The sequence below is a fragment of the Pseudomonas sp. BIGb0278 genome (assembly GCF_024809895.1).
GTDB lineage: Bacteria > Pseudomonadota > Gammaproteobacteria > Pseudomonadales > Pseudomonadaceae > Aquipseudomonas > Aquipseudomonas shirazensis.
This window is the reverse complement of sequence record NZ_JANUEL010000006.1, coordinates 280,348-298,903: the sequence shown is the minus strand read 5'-3', so window position 1 is coordinate 298,903 and position 18,556 is coordinate 280,348. Positions and strand designations below refer to the sequence as shown.

The 18,556-nt window shown below is 61.3% G+C and carries 14 protein-coding genes; all 14 read left to right on the top strand.

Annotated features, from left to right (window positions below; translation table 11 throughout):
- Positions 1 to 246 precede the first annotated feature (246 nt).
- Positions 247 to 654 (top strand): flagellar basal body rod protein FlgB, encoded by a 408-nt coding sequence (flgB, locus tag M2396_RS20090; protein WP_101317765.1) that lies wholly within the window; start codon positions 247 to 249, stop codon positions 652 to 654.
- A gap of 2 nt (positions 655 to 656) precedes the next feature.
- A complete protein-coding gene (flgC, locus tag M2396_RS20085) occupies positions 657 to 1,100 on the top strand; it encodes a flagellar basal body rod protein FlgC (RefSeq protein WP_101317767.1) in 444 nt (147 codons plus the stop codon).
- A gap of 15 nt (positions 1,101 to 1,115) precedes the next feature.
- Complete coding sequence (flgD, locus tag M2396_RS20080; RefSeq protein WP_101317769.1) at positions 1,116 to 1,817, top strand: flagellar hook assembly protein FlgD; 702 nt, start codon at positions 1,116 to 1,118, stop codon at positions 1,815 to 1,817.
- A gap of 27 nt (positions 1,818 to 1,844) precedes the next feature.
- Positions 1,845 to 3,194 (top strand): flagellar hook protein FlgE, encoded by a 1,350-nt coding sequence (flgE, locus tag M2396_RS20075; protein ID WP_259077473.1) that lies wholly within the window; start codon positions 1,845 to 1,847, stop codon positions 3,192 to 3,194.
- A 69-nt stretch (positions 3,195 to 3,263) separates the two neighbouring features.
- Positions 3,264 to 3,449 (top strand): hypothetical protein, encoded by a 186-nt coding sequence (locus M2396_RS20070; protein ID WP_259077470.1) that lies wholly within the window; start codon positions 3,264 to 3,266, stop codon positions 3,447 to 3,449.
- 180 nt (positions 3,450 to 3,629) lie between these two features.
- On the top strand, positions 3,630 to 4,370 hold the full coding sequence (flgF, locus tag M2396_RS20065; RefSeq protein ID WP_150569790.1) for a flagellar basal-body rod protein FlgF: 741 nt from the start codon (positions 3,630 to 3,632) through the stop codon (positions 4,368 to 4,370).
- Between the two features lie 46 nt (positions 4,371 to 4,416).
- The gene (flgG, locus tag M2396_RS20060) at positions 4,417 to 5,202 is read left to right on the top strand and encodes a flagellar basal-body rod protein FlgG (protein ID WP_101317777.1); all 786 of its coding nucleotides are present in this window, start codon (positions 4,417 to 4,419) and stop codon (positions 5,200 to 5,202) included.
- Between the two features lie 47 nt (positions 5,203 to 5,249).
- Positions 5,250 to 5,945, top strand: a complete 696-nt coding sequence (gene flgH, locus M2396_RS20055; protein WP_101317779.1) for a flagellar basal body L-ring protein FlgH — start codon at positions 5,250 to 5,252, stop codon at positions 5,943 to 5,945.
- Between the two features lie 12 nt (positions 5,946 to 5,957).
- Positions 5,958 to 7,067 (top strand): flagellar basal body P-ring protein FlgI, encoded by a 1,110-nt coding sequence (locus M2396_RS20050; RefSeq protein WP_101317781.1) that lies wholly within the window; start codon positions 5,958 to 5,960, stop codon positions 7,065 to 7,067.
- A 10-nt stretch (positions 7,068 to 7,077) separates the two neighbouring features.
- Positions 7,078 to 8,274, top strand: a complete 1,197-nt coding sequence (gene flgJ, locus M2396_RS20045) for a flagellar assembly peptidoglycan hydrolase FlgJ (protein WP_101317783.1) — start codon at positions 7,078 to 7,080, stop codon at positions 8,272 to 8,274.
- Positions 8,275 to 8,286: 12 nt separating this feature from the next.
- Complete coding sequence (flgK, locus tag M2396_RS20040; RefSeq protein WP_259077462.1) at positions 8,287 to 10,326, top strand: flagellar hook-associated protein FlgK; 2,040 nt, start codon at positions 8,287 to 8,289, stop codon at positions 10,324 to 10,326.
- A gap of 13 nt (positions 10,327 to 10,339) precedes the next feature.
- The gene (locus M2396_RS20035) at positions 10,340 to 11,932 is read left to right on the top strand and encodes a flagellar hook-associated protein 3 (RefSeq protein ID WP_181107578.1); all 1,593 of its coding nucleotides are present in this window, start codon (positions 10,340 to 10,342) and stop codon (positions 11,930 to 11,932) included.
- Positions 11,933 to 12,077: 145 nt separating this feature from the next.
- Positions 12,078 to 15,650 carry a glycosyltransferase gene (locus M2396_RS20030; RefSeq protein ID WP_220633281.1) on the top strand — a complete coding sequence of 1,191 codons (3,573 nt, stop codon included), beginning with the start codon at positions 12,078 to 12,080 and terminating at the stop codon, positions 15,648 to 15,650.
- 54 nt (positions 15,651 to 15,704) lie between these two features.
- Positions 15,705 to 18,461 carry a glycosyltransferase gene (locus tag M2396_RS20025; RefSeq protein WP_259077458.1) on the top strand — a complete coding sequence of 919 codons (2,757 nt, stop codon included), beginning with the start codon at positions 15,705 to 15,707 and terminating at the stop codon, positions 18,459 to 18,461.
- Positions 18,462 to 18,556: the final 95 nt, after the last annotated feature.

Below are 18,556 nucleotides of genomic sequence, written 5' to 3'. Positions count from 1 at the left end.
GAATCCTATCGCAAAATAGTGGCCAATTGATATTTTCGTTGGCGTCAATTTTTTGATTTGCCGCTTTTGCCGCCCAACTATTGCCGCTCGCCTCCCATCAAGCGGAAGCACTTTGCCGCTTTTCTGGCATCCCTATGCTCGCAAGCAAGGCTGAACGCCCTGATCCCGTGCCTTCCAGCTGGTTGGCACAGGCCTTGCTATAACTTCGCCAACGTCACTCCGGCCCACCGGCGAAGGTTTGCATCCATGAGCATCAGTTTCGACAAAGCGCTTGGCATCCATGAAAAAGCCCTGGGCTTTCGCGCCCAGCGCGCAGAGGTCCTGGCCAACAACATCACCAACGCCGACACGCCCAACTACAAGGCGCGTGACATGGACTTCTCGTCGGTGCTGGCGGCTGAGAGCGACAAGCAGCAAAACGGCCGCATCGCGCTCGACCGCACCAACACTCGCCATATCGAAGCGCAGGGCCTGGCCATGGGTGACGACACCCTGAAGTACCGTACACCGACGCAGCCGTCGGTCGACCAGAACACCGTCGACGCTCAGGTCGAGCAGGCCAACTACACCGAAAACGCGATCGGTTTCCAGGCCAGCTTCACTTTGCTCAACAGTAAATTCAAAGGGCTGGTATCGGCCCTGCGCGGAGAGTAACCATGTCCCTTTCCAACGTTTTCAATATCGCCGGTAGCGGCATGAGCGCGCAGAATACCCGCCTCAACACCGTCGCTTCGAACATTGCCAACGCCGAGACGGTCTCGTCGAGCATCGACCAGACCTACCGCGCACGCCACCCCGTGTTCGCCACCACTTTCCAGCAGGCCCAGGCCGGCATGGGGCAGTCGTTGTTCGAAGACCAGGGTGAAGCGGGGCAGGGCGTGCAGGTAACGGGCATCATCGAAGACCAGAGCAATCTGGAAGCCCGCTACCAGCCTAATCACCCGGCGGCCAACAAGGACGGTTACGTCTACTACCCGAACGTCAACGTGGTCGAAGAGATGGCTGACATGATCTCGGCGAACCGTTCGTTCCAGACCAATGCCGAGCTGATGAACACTGCCAAGACCATGATGCAGAAGGTACTGACCCTGGGTCAGTGATAAGGAATCCGGACCATGGCTATCAACAGTACCAACCTCAATGAAGTGATCGCAGCGTCGGGTGTCAGCACCGGGACCAAGAAGGTGACCACCGATACGGCTTCCAAGACCGGCACTGATTCGCTGGGCAAGGATGCGTTTCTGCAGTTGCTGGTTTCCCAGATGCAGCACCAGAACCCGCTTGAACCGCAGGGCAATGGCGAGTTCGTGGCGCAGTTGGCGCAGTTCAGCAGCCTTGAAGGCATCACCTCGCTGAACGAGTCGGTCAATGCAATCACCAGTTCGCTGGGTTCGTCCCAGGCGCTGCAGGCGTCGTCGCTGGTCGGTCGTTCGGTGATCGTGCAGAACGACAAGGCGGTGGTTGACACCAGTGCAAGCTTCAATGGGCAGTTTGTGGTGCCGGAAGGCATCAGCGAGGCCAAGATCACGGTCAAGGACAAGGACGGCAATACCGTCAAGACCATTGAGCTGGGCGAACAGAAAGCCGGTTACGCCGACTTCATCTGGGACGGCACCAACGACAAGGGCGTCAAGGTCGATCCGGGTACCTACACCTTTACCGCCAGCACCATGGTGGACGGCAAGTCGGTGCAGATGAATACCCTGCTGCCGGCCAAGGTCACCAGCGTCAGTTTCAGCGCCAATGGCGAAATGGTCCTCAACCTCGCCGGCGTCGGCAAGGTCTCTCTTTCCGACGTACAAACCATCGGTATCTAAGGCCAGAACGGCACAAGGAGCAACAGCATGTCTTTCAATATCGGCCTTAGCGGTCTGTACGCAGCCAACAAGCAACTGGACGTCACCGGCAACAACATTGCCAACGTCAATACCAATGGCTTCAAGTCCTCGCGCACCGAGTTCGCCGACGTCTATGCCGGCGCCAACCGTCTGGGCGTGGGCAAGAACCAGATCGGCAATGGTGTGCGCCTGGCCGCGGTTTCCCAGCAGTTCAGCCAGGGTGACGTGAACAACACCGGCAACGTGCTGGACATGGGTATCCAGGGTCGCGGCTTCTTCGTGTTGTCCGACAACGGCACCCAGGTCTATACCCGTGCCGGTGCATTCCAGAACAACAAAGACAACTTTGTGGTGACCTCCGACGGCCTGCGTCTGCAGGGCTACGCCGCTGATTCCAACGGCAAGATCCAGAAGGGCATCCTCACCGACCTGAAGATCGACACCTCGTCACTGGCGCCAAAATCCACCACGTTGATCGATCAGGGCATCAACCTGAACTCCTCGGCAACCTCCATTCCGCTGCCGGCTACCCCGCCTGGCGCGGGTGATATCGTCTTCGACCCGGCTGACGAAACCTCATACACCAAGTCGTTCCCGACCAAGGTTTTTGACAGCCAGGGTAACGAGCACACCATGGAGCAGTTCTATCGCAAGACCGGCAAGAACGAGTGGACCATGTATACCCTGGTCGACGGCCGTAACCCGATGGATCCGACCAGCACCGCACCGTTGGTGGGTACCGTCAGCTTCAACGAAGACGGCAGCGTTGCCTCGATGACGGCCGACCAGACTGGCCTGCCGACCGGCGCCGAATGGAGTGTGACCAACAATGTCTTCAGCATGAAGGGCTGGATCCCGGCCGAAAAAGACGGTGCCGGCAACTGGGGCTCCAATGGCTCGGCCGGCAACCCGGATGGCATGCGTCTGTCGATGAACAGCACTACCTCGTACAACACCGAGACCGCGCGCATGTCGCAGTCGCAGGATGGTTACGCCACCGGTGTTCTGTCGAGCCTGAGCATCGACTCCACCGGCGTCATGTTTGCCAGCTTCAGCAACCAGCAGTCGCGGGCGATCGGCCAGGTGGCGCTGGCCAGCTTTGCCAACGAGCAGGGTCTGCAGCAGATCGGCGGCACCCGCTGGACCGAGACCTTTGCGTCGGGTATCCCGGGCGTTGACGCACCCAAGACCGGCACTTTGGGCGGCGTCGAGTCCAACTCGCTGGAAGCCTCCAACGTCAACCTGACTCAGGAGTTGGTCGAGCTGATCAAGGCGCAGAGCAACTACCAGGCGAACGCCAAGACCATCTCGACCGAGAGCACCATCATGCAGACCACCATCCAGATGGTCGGCTAAAAGCGCTGAGGATGGACACTGGACGAGCCCCTTCACTGCAAGGGGCTCGTCGTTTCAGGCAAGGTGGACATGAAAAAACTGATCATCGCCAGCGCTGCTGTGTTGTGTCTGCTGCAGGCTCAGGCTGGCACCGCGCCGTGGTGGCGCTGGGAAAGCCAGGTGGATGGCCGGCTGGTGTGTTCGCAGTGGTCGCCAGGGGAGGGCTGGAAGCGTTTTGCCGGGCCCTTCAACAATGCCGGTTGCCGCGAATTGTAGCCAGTTGCCGCCGGCGGCAAGCAAGCGCCGGATATCCGGCGTGAGTATTTCCCCACTATCCCCCATGAGCCCGTAAACACGGGCTTTTTCATGCTTTGTAAAAGTTGGTTCGGAACTTGCTTTATCGCCTGTATAGCAGCGGCGAGCGGCAAGCAATCGCCAGTGCAGTGGAGGAAGACTGTGGACAAGATGCTTTACGTGGCCATGACCGGCGCCAGCCAGAACGCGCTGGCGCAAAAGGCCCATGCCAACAACCTGGCGAACGTTTCAACCAACGGTTTCCAGCGTGACCTGGAGCAGGCGCGCTCGATGCCGGTGTTTGGTGACAGCTTTCCGTCGCGAGCATTTGCCCTGTCCGAGCGCCCGGCCACCGACTTCACTGCCGGTGCGCTGGTGGAAACCGGCCGCGAGCTGGACGTTGCCGTGACCGGCAATGGCTTTATCGCCGTGCAGGCACCAGATGGCAGCGAAGCCTATGTACGCACCGGCAGCCTCAATATTGACGCCCTCGGCGTCCTGCGCGCTGGCAATGGCATGCCGGTGATCGGCAACGGCGGCCCGATTGCCGTGCCGCCCGAGCAGAAGGTCGAGATCGGCGAAGACGGCACCATCAGCATTCGCGCCATGGGTGAAGACCCGCGGGTGATGGCTGAGGTCGACCGGATCAAGTTGGTCAACCCGGACATCAAGGGCCTGACCAAAGGTACCGACGGCATGATCCACACCACCAGTGGCCAGCCTGCGGATGCCGACATCAACGTCAAGGTGGTGTCGGGTTTCCTTGAGTCGAGCAACGTCAATGCTGTCGAGGAAATGACCTCGGTGCTGGCCCTGTCGCGCCAGTTCGAACTGCACGTGAAGATGATGAACACGGCCAAGGAAGGCGATGAAGCCATGGCCCGGGTTTTGCAAATCAGCTAATCAATTTTGAACGGGTGCCGAAAAACAGGCGCGCGAGGAGAACACTATGCTTCCGGCACTTTGGGTCGCCAAGACTGGTTTGTCCGCCCAGGACACCAACCTGACGGTCATTTCCAACAACCTGGCCAACGTTTCGACCACCGGCTTCAAGCGTGATCGCGCCGAATTCCAGGACCTGCTGTACCAGATCAAACGCCAGCCTGGCGCTCAGTCGACCCAGGACAGCGAACTGCCTTCGGGCCTGCAGGTCGGTACCGGTGTGCGCATCGTCGGCACCCAGAAGAACTTCCAGACCGGCAGCCTGCAAACCACCGAGAACCCGCTCGACCTGGCGGTCAATGGTCGCGGCTTCTTCCAGGTCTTGCAGCCTGACGGCACCGTGTCCTACACCCGTGACGGTACCTTCCACCTGAACTCCGATGGTCAGGTAGTGACCGCCAACGGCTTTGCCCTGGAGCCTGCGATCGTCGTCCCCAACGACGCCCAGACCTTCACCGTGGGCCAAGACGGTACCGTGTCGATCACCACCGCCGGCAACCCGGCAGCGCAGATCATCGGCAACCTGCAGACGGCTGACTTCATCAACCCGGCAGGCCTGCAGGCAATGGGCAACAACCTGTTCCTGGAAACCGCCGCCAGCGGCGCGCCACAGGTCGGTACCCCGGGCCTGAACGGCTTCGGTACCACCCTGCAGCAGACCTTGGAAAACTCCAACGTCAGCACCGTGGAAGAGCTGGTCAACATGATCACCACCCAGCGTGCCTACGAGATGAACTCCAAAGTCATCTCGACCGCCGACAAGATGCTCGGGTTCGTCACCCAGCAGCTGTAAACCTTAGGTCGCTGTTGCAGCGCCAGTTCTACCGTGAGGGAAGCGTCATGAGCCGTTTGTTGTCCGTATTCGCCCTGGGTGGGGCGGTGTTGTTGGCCGGTTGCGTCGCGCCGACGCCCAAGCCCAACGACCCGTACTACGCGCCGGTGTTGCCGCGCACCCCATTGCCGGCGTCGGCCAACAACGGCTCGATCTATCAGGCCGGCTTCGAGCAGAACCTGTATGGCGACCGCAAGGCGTTTCGGGTGGGTGACATCATCACGATCACCCTCAACGAGCGTACCTCGGCGAGCAAGAGTGCCAACTCCCAGGTGGGCAAAGACAGCAAGGCCAGCCTCGGCCTGACTTCGCTGTTCGGCGCCATCCCCAACACCAACAACCCGTTGGGTAGTGGTGACCTGTCGCTCGAAGCCGGCTACAGCGGTAACCGCGCGACCAAGGGCGACAGCAAGGCCGCCCAGGGCAATACCTTGACCGGTTCGGTCACTGTGACCGTGGCTGAAGTCCTGCCCAACGGCATCATCGCCGTGCGCGGCGAGAAGTGGATGACCCTTAACACCGGCGACGAGCTGGTGCGGATTGCCGGGCTGGTGCGCGCCGATGACATCGCCACCGACAACACCGTACCGTCGACCCGCGTCGCCGATGCGCGCATCACCTATTCGGGTACCGGTTCGTTTGCCGATGCCAGCCAGCCCGGTTGGCTGGACCGCTTCTTCCTCAGCCCGCTTTGGCCTTTCTGAGTACGGATGCCCATGCTTAATTTCAGGCAGCTGATTGCCGCAACCGTGCTTGTATCCTGTGCGTTCAGCGCCCACGCCGAGCGCCTCAAGGACATCGCCAGTATCTCCGGCGTGCGCACCAACCAGCTGATTGGTTATGGCCTGGTGGTCGGCTTGAACGGCACTGGCGACCAGACCACGCAGACCCCGTTCACCCTGCAGACCTTCAACAACATGCTCTCGCAGTTCGGCATCAAGGTGCCGCCAGGTTCAGGCAACGTGCAGCTGAAGAACGTCGCCGCAGTGTCGATCCATGCGGATCTGCCAGCGTTTGCCAAGCCGGGCCAGGTGGTCGATATCACCGTGTCGTCGATCGGTAACTCCAAGAGCCTGCGCGGCGGTAGCCTGCTGATGACCCCGCTCAAGGGTATCGACGGCAACGTCTACGCCATCGCCCAGGGCAATCTGGTGGTCGGCGGTTTTGACGCCGAAGGTCGCGATGGCTCGAAGATTACCGTCAACGTGCCATCGGCCGGGCGTATCCCTGGCGGTGCCAGTGTCGAGCGGGCCGTGCCGAGTGGTTTCAATCAGGGCAACAGCCTGACCCTGAACCTCAATCGCCCTGACTTCACCACCGCCAAACGCATCGTCGACAAGGTCAACGAGCTGCTCGGCCCAGGTGTTGCCCAGGCCCTGGATGGCGGTTCGGTGCGGGTCACTGCGCCGATGGACCCAAGCCAGCGTGTCGACTACCTGTCGATCCTGGAGAACCTCGAGATCGATCCGGGCCAGGCCGTGGCCAAGGTCATCATCAACTCGCGTACCGGCACCATCGTCATCGGCCAGAACGTCAAGGTTTCGCCGGCTGCGGTTACCCACGGTAGCCTGACCGTGACCATTACCGAAGACCCGATCGTCAGCCAGCCGGGGCCGTTCTCCAATGGCCAGACGGCCGTGGTGCCACGTTCGCGCGTGAACGCCGAGCAGGAAGCCAAGCCGATGTTCAAGTTCGGCCCGGGCACCACGCTGGATGAGATCGTCCGAGCGGTCAACCAGGTCGGGGCAGCGCCCAGTGACTTGATGGCCATCCTTGAAGCGCTGAAACAGGCCGGTGCTCTGCAAGCCGACCTGATCGTGATTTGAGGGCGCTTTGATGAACTCCAAGAGTCTGGTTTCCAGTCAAGCCGACAGCGGTGCCTACACCGACCTCAACCGCCTGACCTCGCTCAAGCATGGCGATCGTGACAGCGAAGCGAACGTGCGCAAAGTCGCCCAGGAGTTCGAGTCGCTGTTCATCAGCGAGATGCTCAAGGCTTCGCGCAAGGCTAGTGACGTACTGGCTGAAGACAACGAGCTGAACACCGAGACGGTCAAGCAGTACCGTGACATGTACGACCAGCAGCTGTCCGTGAGTATGTCCCGCGAGGGCGGCGGCATCGGCTTGCAGGATGTGCTGGTGCGGCAGTTGTCCAAACAGAAAAATCCAGTGGCGACGCCCAACCCGTTCCTGCGCGGCGAGGGTGCAGGCCCTGCGCTGTGGGGGACCAAGGTGGCGACGCCGGTTCACGGCGATACCAGCAGTGCCGCGCGCAATGACGTCGCCGCGCTCAACTCGCGGCGCCTGTCGCTGCCTGGCAAGCTCACCGATCGGCTGCTGGCCGGCATCGTGCCGTCCGCCGGCAACCCGGCGCTGGCTGGCGCTGGCGCGGCGCTGCCGGCGCGTGACGGGCAACTGGTCAATGGCGTGGTCAAGGGCGACTGGGAGCCAGCGCAAGCGTTTGCTGCCGCCGATGGCGGTACGCGCATCCTCGGTCGGGCCATGGCCCAGCCACCGCTGGCGCCGAAAAGGGCCTTCGGCAACAGTGACGAATTCGTCTCGACCATGCTGCCAATGGCTGAACAAGCGGCCAAGCGCATCGGCATCGACCCGCGCTACCTGGTAGCCCAGGCCGCGCTGGAAACCGGCTGGGGCAAGTCGGTGATGCGCAACACCGATGGCAGCAGCAGCCACAACCTGTTCGGCATCAAGGCCACCGGCAGTTGGCAGGGCGGTGAAGCGCGGGCGATCACCAGCGAGTTCCGCGATGGCGCCTTCGTCAAGGAAACCGCCGCGTTCCGTTCCTACGACTCCTACCAGGACAGCTTCCACGACCTGGTCAGCCTGCTGCAGAACAATGCGCGCTATCAAGATGCGGTCAAGTCGGCCGATAACCCAGAACAGTTTGTGCGAGAGCTGCAGAAGGCCGGGTACGCAACCGACCCGAACTACGCCAGCAAGATCTCGCAGATCGCTAAACAGATGAAGTCGTACGAGAGCTACGCAATGCTCGGTACCACCACGCAACGTTAAGGGTAGAGAACCATGGCGAGTTTGCTCAATATTGGCATGTCAGGGCTTGGAGCCGCACAGTCGGGGTTGTACACCCTGGGTAACAACATCGCCAATGCCGATGTCGCCAGCTACTCGCGTCAGCAAAACGTGCAGAAGACCAGCGGCGGCCAGCAGACTGGCCAGGTCTTCATCGGTACCGGTACCACTCTGGCCGACGTGCGACGGGTGTACAACGCGTTTCTCGAGAACCAGTTGCGCACCACCACCTCGCTGTCCAGCGATGCCAACACCTACCTCAGCCAGATCACTCCGCTGGACAACGCCCTGTCCAGTGCCGATACCGGTATCACTGCAGCGCTGCAGAGCTTTTTCAGCGCCATGCAGGATGCCTCGGCCAAGCCGACCGAAGACGCCTCGCGCCAATTGCTGCTGACCAGCGCGCAGACCTTGGCCAAGCGTTTCAATACGTTGTCTGCCCAGCTCAATCAGCAGAACAGCAACACCAACAGCAACATGGCTTCGCTGGCCACTCAGGTCAACAACCTGACCAAGACCATTGCCGATCTCAACGAGCAGATATCCAAGGTCAGCGTAGTCACCGGCCAGCCCAACGATCTGCTCGACCAGCGTGACGGTGCAGTCCGCCAGCTGACGTCACTGATCGGCGCCGATGTGGTCGAGCAAAAAAACGGCAACTACGACATCTACCTGAAGAACGGCCAGGCGCTGGTATTGGGCAACACCACCCAGACCCTTGGCGTCGAGCCGAGCGCGACCGACCCGACCCGCATGAGCCTGATCCTCAATCGCGGCTCGACCAAGATGGACATCACCAACAGCACCAGCGGTGGTGAGCTTGGCGGCCTGATCCGCTACCGCAAGGAAACCCTCGACCCGGCGCTCAACGAGCTCGGTCGCGTGGCACTGGTGGTGGCTGATGCAATCAACAGCCAATTGGCCCAAGGCATCGACAAGGAAGGTAACTTCGGCGCCAGCCTGTTCGGCGACATCAACAGCGCCAAGGCCATCAGCGAGCGCAGCATCGCCAAGCAGGGCAATGCCGGCACCGGCAATATCAACGTGACCATTGCCGACACCGGCAAGCTCGGCACCAGTGACTACCAGGTAACCTTCAACAACCCGGCCAACCTGAAAGAGTACACCGTGCGCAAGCTGCCGGAAGGCACCGACATGGGCACGCACAACCTCGACGACGACCCGGCGCCGGTGTTCGATGGTTTCAGCCTGTCGGGCAATGGCGGCACCTATGCTGCCGGTGACAGCTTCAAGATCACTCCTACGCGCAATGCTGCCGCCACCATCGAGTCGGTGCTGACCGACCCCAAGCGCCTGGCCATGGCCTCGCCGCTGACCGCTACCAGCGGTTCGGGCAACAAGGGCACTGGCGTGATCACCCAGCCAACCCTTACCACCAAGTTGGACATCTACGACGCAACCGAGCTGAACAAGCTGCAGACCGGCCTCAAGTATTCCACCCCGGTCAAACTGGTGTTCGGCGACGATGGCGCCTCGCCGCAGAGCTACACCCTGTACAACGCCAAGGGTGACTCGATCGGCACCGGCACGATCATCCCCGGCCAGGACAACAAGCTGCAATTGTCGGTGCCTTTGACCGATGCCAATGGCAATGCTCTAGGTGGCAATTTTACCTTCGAGATGAACGTCAACGGCGCGCCAAAAAACGGTGACAGCTACAGTGTGGCCTTGACTGGCTCAGGCTCGGCGGATAACCGCAATGCCCAGTCGGTGATCGACCTGCAAACCAGGTCCACCGTGGATGTAGGCGCCAACGGCAAGGGCATCAGCATCAGCGACGCCTATGCCAAGCTGGTCTCCAACGTAGGCGGCAAGGCCGGCCAGGCGAAGATGGACAGCGACGCCACCGGTGCATTGCAGAACTCTGCGTTGGACAGCCGCAATTCCTTGTCGGGTGTCTCGGTCGATGAAGAGACCGGCAACCTGATCAAGTTCCAGCAGTACTACACCGCGTCGTCGCAGATCATCAAGGCGGCCCAGGAAACCTTCGCCACCTTGATCAACAGCCTTTAAGGAGCCGTAGACCGTGCGCATTTCCACTTCGCAGTTCTACAACACCACCAGCGCCAACTATCAGCGCAACCTTGCCAACACGGTGAAGAGCCAGCAGGAAGCCAGCGACAACCTGCGCATCCGTACTGCGGCCGACGATCCGGTAGGCGCTGCGCGTCTGTTGCAGCTTGAGCAGCAACAGAACATGCTCAAGCAGTACAGCGGTAACATCACCAACGTGCGCAATGCCCTTGGCTCCAGCGAGAGCACGTTGAACGCTATCGGCAATGTCTTGCAGCGGGTAAATGAGCTAGCTGTGAGCTCTGGTAACGCAAGTTTCACTGACGCTGACCGCAAAGCCAATGCCGATGAATTGGCCTCGCTCGAGGAGCAGCTGTTCACGCTGATGAACAGCAAGGACGAGAACGGCAAATACCTGTTCTCGGGTTCCAAGGGCGATACCCAGCCGTATGTGAAGAATGCCGACGGCACCTTCAGCTATCAGGGTGACCAGACCAATCTGATGCTGCAGGTTGGCGACATGCTTAGCCTGGCGGCCAACGAAACCGGCTACAGCGCGTTCGAGCAGGCGCTCAATACCAGCCGCACCGAAACCTCGTTCAGCGACCCGCTGATGAATGACGGTCGCGTCAACCTGTCCAATGGTCAGGTGTCTGGCAACTCGACGTTCAATGACCGCTTCCGCGGCGGTGAGCCGTACGAGATCAGCTTCACCAGCAGTAGCCAGATGAAGATCATCGACAGAAATGGCCAAGACGTCACCAGCGAGGCGACTCAAGCCGGCGCATTCGATCCTGCCGGGGAAAACACCTCGATCAATTTCCGTGGGGTTGACCTGCGTCTGAAGGTCACCTTGCAGGCTGGAGATGACCCGGCGACTGCCCTCAATGGTCACAAGCTGGTGCTGGGCGCCAAGGCCGATACCGTCAGCGGCACGCGCAGCGCTGGCAATGGTCCTTCCGGCAGCCAGGTTACCGGCGTCAGCATTGTCGATGATGCCAAGTACAAGGCGGCATTTCCGGGTGGCGGGGCCATCCTGAGGTTCTCCGAAACCGATCCTACCCAGTTCGATCTGTACGCAGCGCCACTGAGCGCCAACAGCCGTCCAATTGACAGTGGTACCTTGAGCGGCACCGGTACTGCGCTTGATCCCTACGTCGCGACAGCCGCTGGTCTGAGTTTCACTCTGTCAGCGCCACCGGATGCTGGTGACTCCTTTGCAGTCAAGGCAGATACCCATCAAACCCAGAACATGCTGGAAACCATCAGCCAGCTGCGCACCGCGCTGAGCACGCCGATGGATGACGATCCGGTCGCCCGGCAGAACTTCCTCGCGTCGCTGGATTCGGCAATCGGCAATATTGCCAGTGCTACCGACCAAGTCTCGGCATCGGTAAGTGCCATTGGTGGTCGCGGTCAGGCGCTGGATATCCAGGCCGAAACCAACGAGGCACTGAGCACCGAAAACAGTAAGACGCAGAGCTCGATCCGCGAAAGCGATCCTGCCGAGGTCATGCTACGTCTGCAGCGCCAGACCGACATGCTCAAGGCATCACTGCAGGCTTTTGCCAAGGTTGCGACGCTGTCGCTGGTCAACTACATCTGATCGCTTCGGCGCAGCTTCGCCGAGGAGCTGGCGCTGAGTTCTAGCAGGTCGTCAAGCAGCTGACTATGAGCCGGGCACCGCAGCTCGATGCGGTGCCGCCGGTCAGCTTCGACTACCTCGACTTACTGCTTTGAAGTGAGCTCCTGTGAACGCACACCCCCTTGTCACGATTGCCATCCCAGCGTTCAACCCTGAGTTCTTTCGCGCGACCTTGGTCAGTGCGCTGGCGCAGGATTATTCCAATCTGGAAGTGGTTGTCTGCGACGACAGTGCTGGGAGCGAAATCCAGAGCCTGTGCGTCGAGCTGGCACAAGCATCGCCGGTGCCTGTCCACTACACCCGCAACCCCAGCCGTCTTGGCCTTGCCAGCAACCTGCTGGCCTGCCTGTCGCGCGCCTCTGGTGAGTTGATCAAGGTTCTCTGTGATGACGACACGTTGTTCGGGGGTTGCATCAGTGCGCAGGCCAGAGTCCTGGCAGACTACCCGCAGGTGAGTCTTGTCATATGTCAGCGTCTGTTGTGCGCTGCCGATGATGTATTGCTACCCTCACGCTCGCTGAACTTTGTGATCTCCATGCAGAATGCAGTGCTGCATGGAACTGATTTGTTGGAGAGTATTTCCGATCATGCACCGAACCTGTTTGGTGGCCTCAGCCACGCGTTGATGCGGCGCGCGCAGGTCGGGCAGTACCTGGCAACCCTGGTCCAGGACGGCCAGGGCTTTGTCGCGCGGCTTGACCTCGCCTTGTATGCCTGCCTGCTGCGTCGTGGTCATCTGTGTAGCCTGAACCAGGTGCTCAGCCTCGAGCGCGTTCATCCAGGCCGGCTGAGCCTGCAGGGGAGCATGGTCGAGGCCTACAAGAGTGAAAGCGAATGGTTGATGCAGATGCTCGCGGCCCGCACCAGCGAAGCCGCGCCCGCCGATGGCTGGGTGCGTTACCAGGTGCTGGAGGAGTTTACCGGCGGCAGCGAGCAAGTCTGGGACGAGTTCAACCTGCGCCGCTATTTCTCGGCGCAGATGGCCAATTTCAACCAGCACATTGGCCATGACAGCCTGAGCTTTGCCGAGTTGTATGGCGAGTGGCTGGAATGCCGTACTTTGTCTGATGGCCAGCTGCGCTTGCTGCCCAAGCGCATCGAGCAGTGGCCTTCGCGGCCACGCATTGTCCCCGCAGTATTCTGCCGTGAGGGCGACGAGCGAGCATTGCGCCGGACGCTCGACAGCCTGGCCGTGCAATCCTATCCCGCGCAGCGAGTGCTGGTGATCGGCCCGGCCTCGCTGCAAGCCAGTGTCGGCCGCGACGTCGACTATCTGCTCGGCGACGAGTACGCGCAGGCTCTGCTAAATGGCTGGTTGCAGGACGATCAGCAAGCTGACTGGCTGCTGCTGATGCGTGCTGGCGATTGTCTGCAACCCCACGCGCTGGTGATCATGGCCGAGCGCATGGCGCTGCGCAGCGATATCCAGTGCCTGTATTTCGATGAAGGAGCGAATGACAATCTCGCACCGTCCGAGCCGGTATTCAAACCGGATTTCAACCTGGATTTGATGCGCAGCCTGCCCTATGTCGGCCGCCTGCTGGCGTTCAAAGCCAGCGGTGTGCGCGCACTGGGAGGCTGGGACGGGGAGTTCGGCGGGTTGGCAGCACACGATCTGCTCTGGCGTATGGTCGAGGCGCACGGGCCACAGGTGATTGAGCACATCGCCGAGGTGCTGGTGCAGTGCCAGTACCGTTATGCGGACTGGTTGCAGGAAAGCGCCAGCCACCCTCAGGCGGCGCGTATCGTGCAGGCCCATCTGCAGCGCCTGGCAATCGGTGCGAAGGTAGTCGCTGTCGAAGGCTCGCTGATCACCCGCGTGACCTATGAGCATCCACACGTGGCCAGCGTGTCAATTGTGATTCTCGCCGACGGCGAGCTGCAGGCGCTTATGCAGTGCGTCGAATCACTGTTCGCGCATACCGCCTACAGTGGCTTCGAGGTGCTGCTGGTGGCCGACGAAGACACCCCGGCGGCGCTGCTCGACTGGCTACAGGCGATGGCCGGCCTTGGCAGTGCGCAACTGCGCTGCATCAGCGTTATGGGGCGCGGCAGGGCTGCCAGCTTGAATCAGGCCAGCGTCCACGCCTGCGGCGACTACCTGTTGTTTGTCGACAGTGGCTGCCTGCTGTTTGACGATCAGTGGCTGGCCGAGATGATGCACCACGCTCAGCGTCCCGAGGTGGGGGTGGTCGGGCCGAAGCTGCTGGATCCTACTGGCGCTGTAATCTCTGCGGGTATGGTGCTCGGTATGCAAGGGGCAGCTGGCAGTGCGTTTGCGTCCTGCGCCGGCAACGCCGAAAGTTACATGAATCGCTTGAGCCTGGTCCAGAACTGGAGCGCGCTGAGTCTGGATTGCCTGTTGGTGCGGCGTGAGCTGTTTGATGCCTTGGGCGGATTCGAGGCGCTGGCATTGCAACACCAGTTGCACGACGCCGACCTGTGCCTGCGCGCTCGTACCGCCGGCTATCTGGCAGTGTGGACGCCATTCTCCAGAGTCGCCCGCACTCCTCATAGCGACCCGCAGGTGGCGACGCAAGCCGAGGAAAACGACCGTCTGGCGTTCTATGAGCGCTGGCTGGCGTGGGTCGCGTTGGATCCGGCCTACAATCGCAACCTCAGCCTGGTAGTGCCCAACTTCAATTTTGAACCGGGGCTGCGCAATGGCTGGGATCCTTTCATAGCTCGGGCCATGCCATCGGTGCTGGCGCTACCGACCAACGCCACAGCGATCGGCCACTACCGGGTAATTCAACCGTTTGTCGAACTCGAGCGGGCCGGCTGGGTGCAGGGACGCATCGATTACAGCGCCTCTGGCCTGGTCGAACTCGAGCGCGAAAAGCCCGATGTAATGATCCTGCAGTGCCGCTACACCCCGGGCAACATCCATGACATGACTCAGTACAAGCGTTTCTCCAACGCGCGCCGTGTGTATGAGCTGGATGACTACATCATCGAGCCTGCGAAGAAGAACGATCATGCCCGCAACATGCCCGGCAATATGCGCGAGCTGGTCGGTCAGGCCATTGCCCTGTGTGATCGAGTCGTGGTTTCGACCGAGCCGCTGGCCGATGCGCTGTCGCATTTGCATCACGATATCCGCGTAGTCCCGAACATGCTCGCAGCGGGATTGTGGACAGGCCTTGCCAGTCAGCGTCAGACCAGTGCACGGCCGCGGGTAGGCTGGGCGGGGGGCACCAGTCACCGGGGTGACCTTGAGCTGTTGGAGGATGTTGTCAAAACGCTCGCCGATGAAGTCGATTGGGTGTTCTTCGGTATGTGTCCAGAGCCCCTGCGGCCGTATGTGAAGGAGTTCCATGAAGGGATCTCGTTCAGCCAGTACCCGGCCAGGCTGGCCAGTCTGAACCTCGACCTGGCGCTGGCGCCGCTCGAGCGCAACCTGTTCAACGACTGCAAGAGCAACCTGCGTCTGCTCGAATACGGTGCCTGTGGCTTCCCGGTGATCTGCAGCGACACCAAGGCCTATTCCGGATATCTGCCATGTACTCGGGTGCGAGAGAACACCAGTGATCACTGGCTTGAGGCGATTCGGATGCACCTGGCCGACCCATTGGCCAGTTACCGCCAGGGTGATGCCCTGCGAGAGGCAGTGCTGCGCGACTACATACTCAACGAACATCATCTGCAGCATTGGGCGAATGCCTGGCTGGCGGACTGACCTTTGGCACCTGCTCCTGGTGGGTGCTGCAACGACCATTTCAACAGGTGTCATATGATCGAAATCGCAATCGGGTCCGCCAGTGATGTGACCGTGGTCCTGCTCGGGCATGACCAGGCAGGTCATCGCCCTCGGGCGCTTCACTACTATCGTGCGGCGGAGGTTGCCTGTGTGGCCGTGGAGCCGCTGCTGACGGGCACTTCGAGCGCAACGTGCAGCGCACGGCTGCTCGCAACGCTGACGGCGGTAGAGACGCCTTTGGTCATGCTGACGTTGGATGCCGATTTTGTCATCCCGACCGCGCTCGCTTGCGCTCAGGCACGTCTGCGCGAGTTGCCCCAGGCAATCGCAGCGCAGGGTTATGCCTTGGCGTATCAAGCTGACAGCGCCCGGCTAACTTATCACGCTGTCGGCACTGCCCTGGAGCATGCTGATGCCGGCAACGTCCGTGCGCGTCTGCAACAGTACGCACAGACCGGGCTGCAGGCCTGGCGCGCTGTGGTGCGCTTGGCAGACCTGCAGGTAGCTGTAGCGAGTGTACCGGACGACCTCGATTTCGCGGGCTGGCGCCTTGCGCTGTCATGGGCGATTCTGGCTCGTGGCGACGTGGCGATACTGCACCAGACTGATGTCGTGTGTGAACTCGCAACGGATCAGGCCAGCGCGCATGCGCGCGAAGAGCAACTGGCCAGCGCTGTGCGCTTGCTGCGGCAGTGGGACAGTGCGGGGCAAGGTATCGCTGCCGATGAGCACGGCTTTGAACTGGTCAACAACTTTGTCCGGCAGACTTGGGATCAGCAGCAGGCGCGTTTGCTGGTAACTTCGCGCTGGAGCAGTGTGATCGATGACCCGGAGCGTGATTTCGAGCCGCGCCAGTACGTCGAACTGCCTTACTACAATGCACAGCTGTTTGCTCAGCTGACGGCGGTGGAGTTCCTCTGTCATGCGTGGCCGACCGGTCAGCAGCATCAGTATGCGCTGGAAGGGGTGTGGGTGCGCCAGGGCGAACTGATGCGCGAGCACGCCAATGACACCCCAGAAAGCCTGGTCGAGCGCTACTGGCAGGCACTCTCTCTGGGCTTGTTCAGTCGCGAAGTGTGCCGGCGCTTGCAACTGATGCTGCTTGATGATGCCGACTCGGCCCGCGCCCGCGAACTGGCCAACTGGCTCGAGCGCCTTGGGCAAGTACCAGGCGCCGACAGTCAGCAGTTGCTCCAGGCAACACCTTCGGGCCAAGTCCTGGCAGCTATCGAAGCCAGTACTCCGGATGAGCAAGGTCGGACACGGGTGCTGGCGCATCTGGCACGCAACCCAGCTGCGACTGTCTGCTTTGTGCTGGTGGACCTGGGCAACGATGACGCCGCTCTGCAAGCGAGCTTCGACAGCCTGCTGGCCAGCGGCATGCGCAACTTCAAACTGGTGGTGCTCAAAGCCGGTCGACCGCCGGCGGTCACCACCCCGCGCGACACCTTGCACTTTGTTCAGGTGACAGAGGGCAACTGGGTCTCGCACCTCAACCGCATCGTCAACCAACTGACCAGCGAGTGGCTGATGCTGCTGCAGGCCGGTGACACGTTGCTTGCCGGCGGCCTTTTGCGTCTTCTGGCAGAGCTTGCAGATGCACCGGTCTGTCAGGCTATTGCCAGTAATGAAGTTCAGCGCGACAGCGATGGGCGACTGCTCGCCGTAGTGCGGCCTGGCAGCAATCTGGATTTGCTGCGCAGTCAGCCCGGGCTGATGTCGCGCCATTGGCTGGTGCGGCGTGAGGCGGTGGTCGAGCTGGGCGGTTACAGCGAAACCTGCCCGCATGCACTGGAGTTAGATCTGTTGCTACGCCTGGTCGAGAGCCAGGGACAAGGCAGCCTGGCGCACATGGATGAATACCTGGTGATTGGCCAGCAGGCCACGCCAGCACTGGCCACCGAAGCGCTCGGCGTGCTCAATCGGCACCTCGCCCAGCTGGGATACCGCGGCCATGTGCGTGCGCAGGAGGCGGGTGCACTGAGCATCGACTTCCGCCACTCGGCGACGCCACTGGTGAGCATCTTGCTGGCTAATCAAGGCGATATGGCGCAACTGCAGGCGTGTCTGACCGGCATCCTGCAGCGTACCCGTTACCCACGCTATGAAGTATTGGTCGCACGGCCTGTCGAAGGCGGCTCGACTTCGGGTGAGGCGCAGGCGTTCGGCAGTCGCGTGCGTCTGGTCAGCGCTCCGACGGGCAGTTCGCGTAGCCAACTGCTGTCGTTGGCGGCTGCAGAAGCGCGTGGTGAATACCTGTTGCTGTTGTCCGAAGCCTGTCAGGTGATCAACCCCGCCTGGATCGAAGCCTTGCTCAACGAAGCTCAGCGTCCTGAGGTGGGTGTGGTTGGCGCGCGTCTATGGGCGCCTGACGGCACCTTGGCGCACGCCGGCTATGCCCTCCTGGAAGGTGCGCAGGTGCACAGTCCATGGCAGAGCTTCACTGCGCAGCGGAGTGCTGCAGATCGCTGGCCGCTTTCTGTACGTAGTTGTGATGCGGTCAGCGGCGATTGCCTGATGGTGCGCAAGGAGGTGTTCGACGCGTGTGGTGGTTTGGCTAGGCGGGACGGTGCTGATATCGAGTTGTGCCTCACAGCACGCGCTACCGGCTTGATGGTGGTGTGGACGCCGCGGGCCGAGCTACTGCTCACCGCACAGTGTGCGGTCCAGGCTGGCCATGAGCTGGCAGAGCGCTGGCCGCATGCGTTTAGCGGCCAGCTAAGGGGGGGGATTGACGCACCTGGGCCGGTCGCGCCCGCAAGCCTGCAGTGGCTCGCCCAGCTCGGTTAAGTGGCGCGGGAATTGCAAAGCCGGGCTTAGTGCCCGGCTTTTTCGTCGCTGGGCGGCAAATTATTGACAGGGCAGGGCGACCCCAGTTGTGCTGC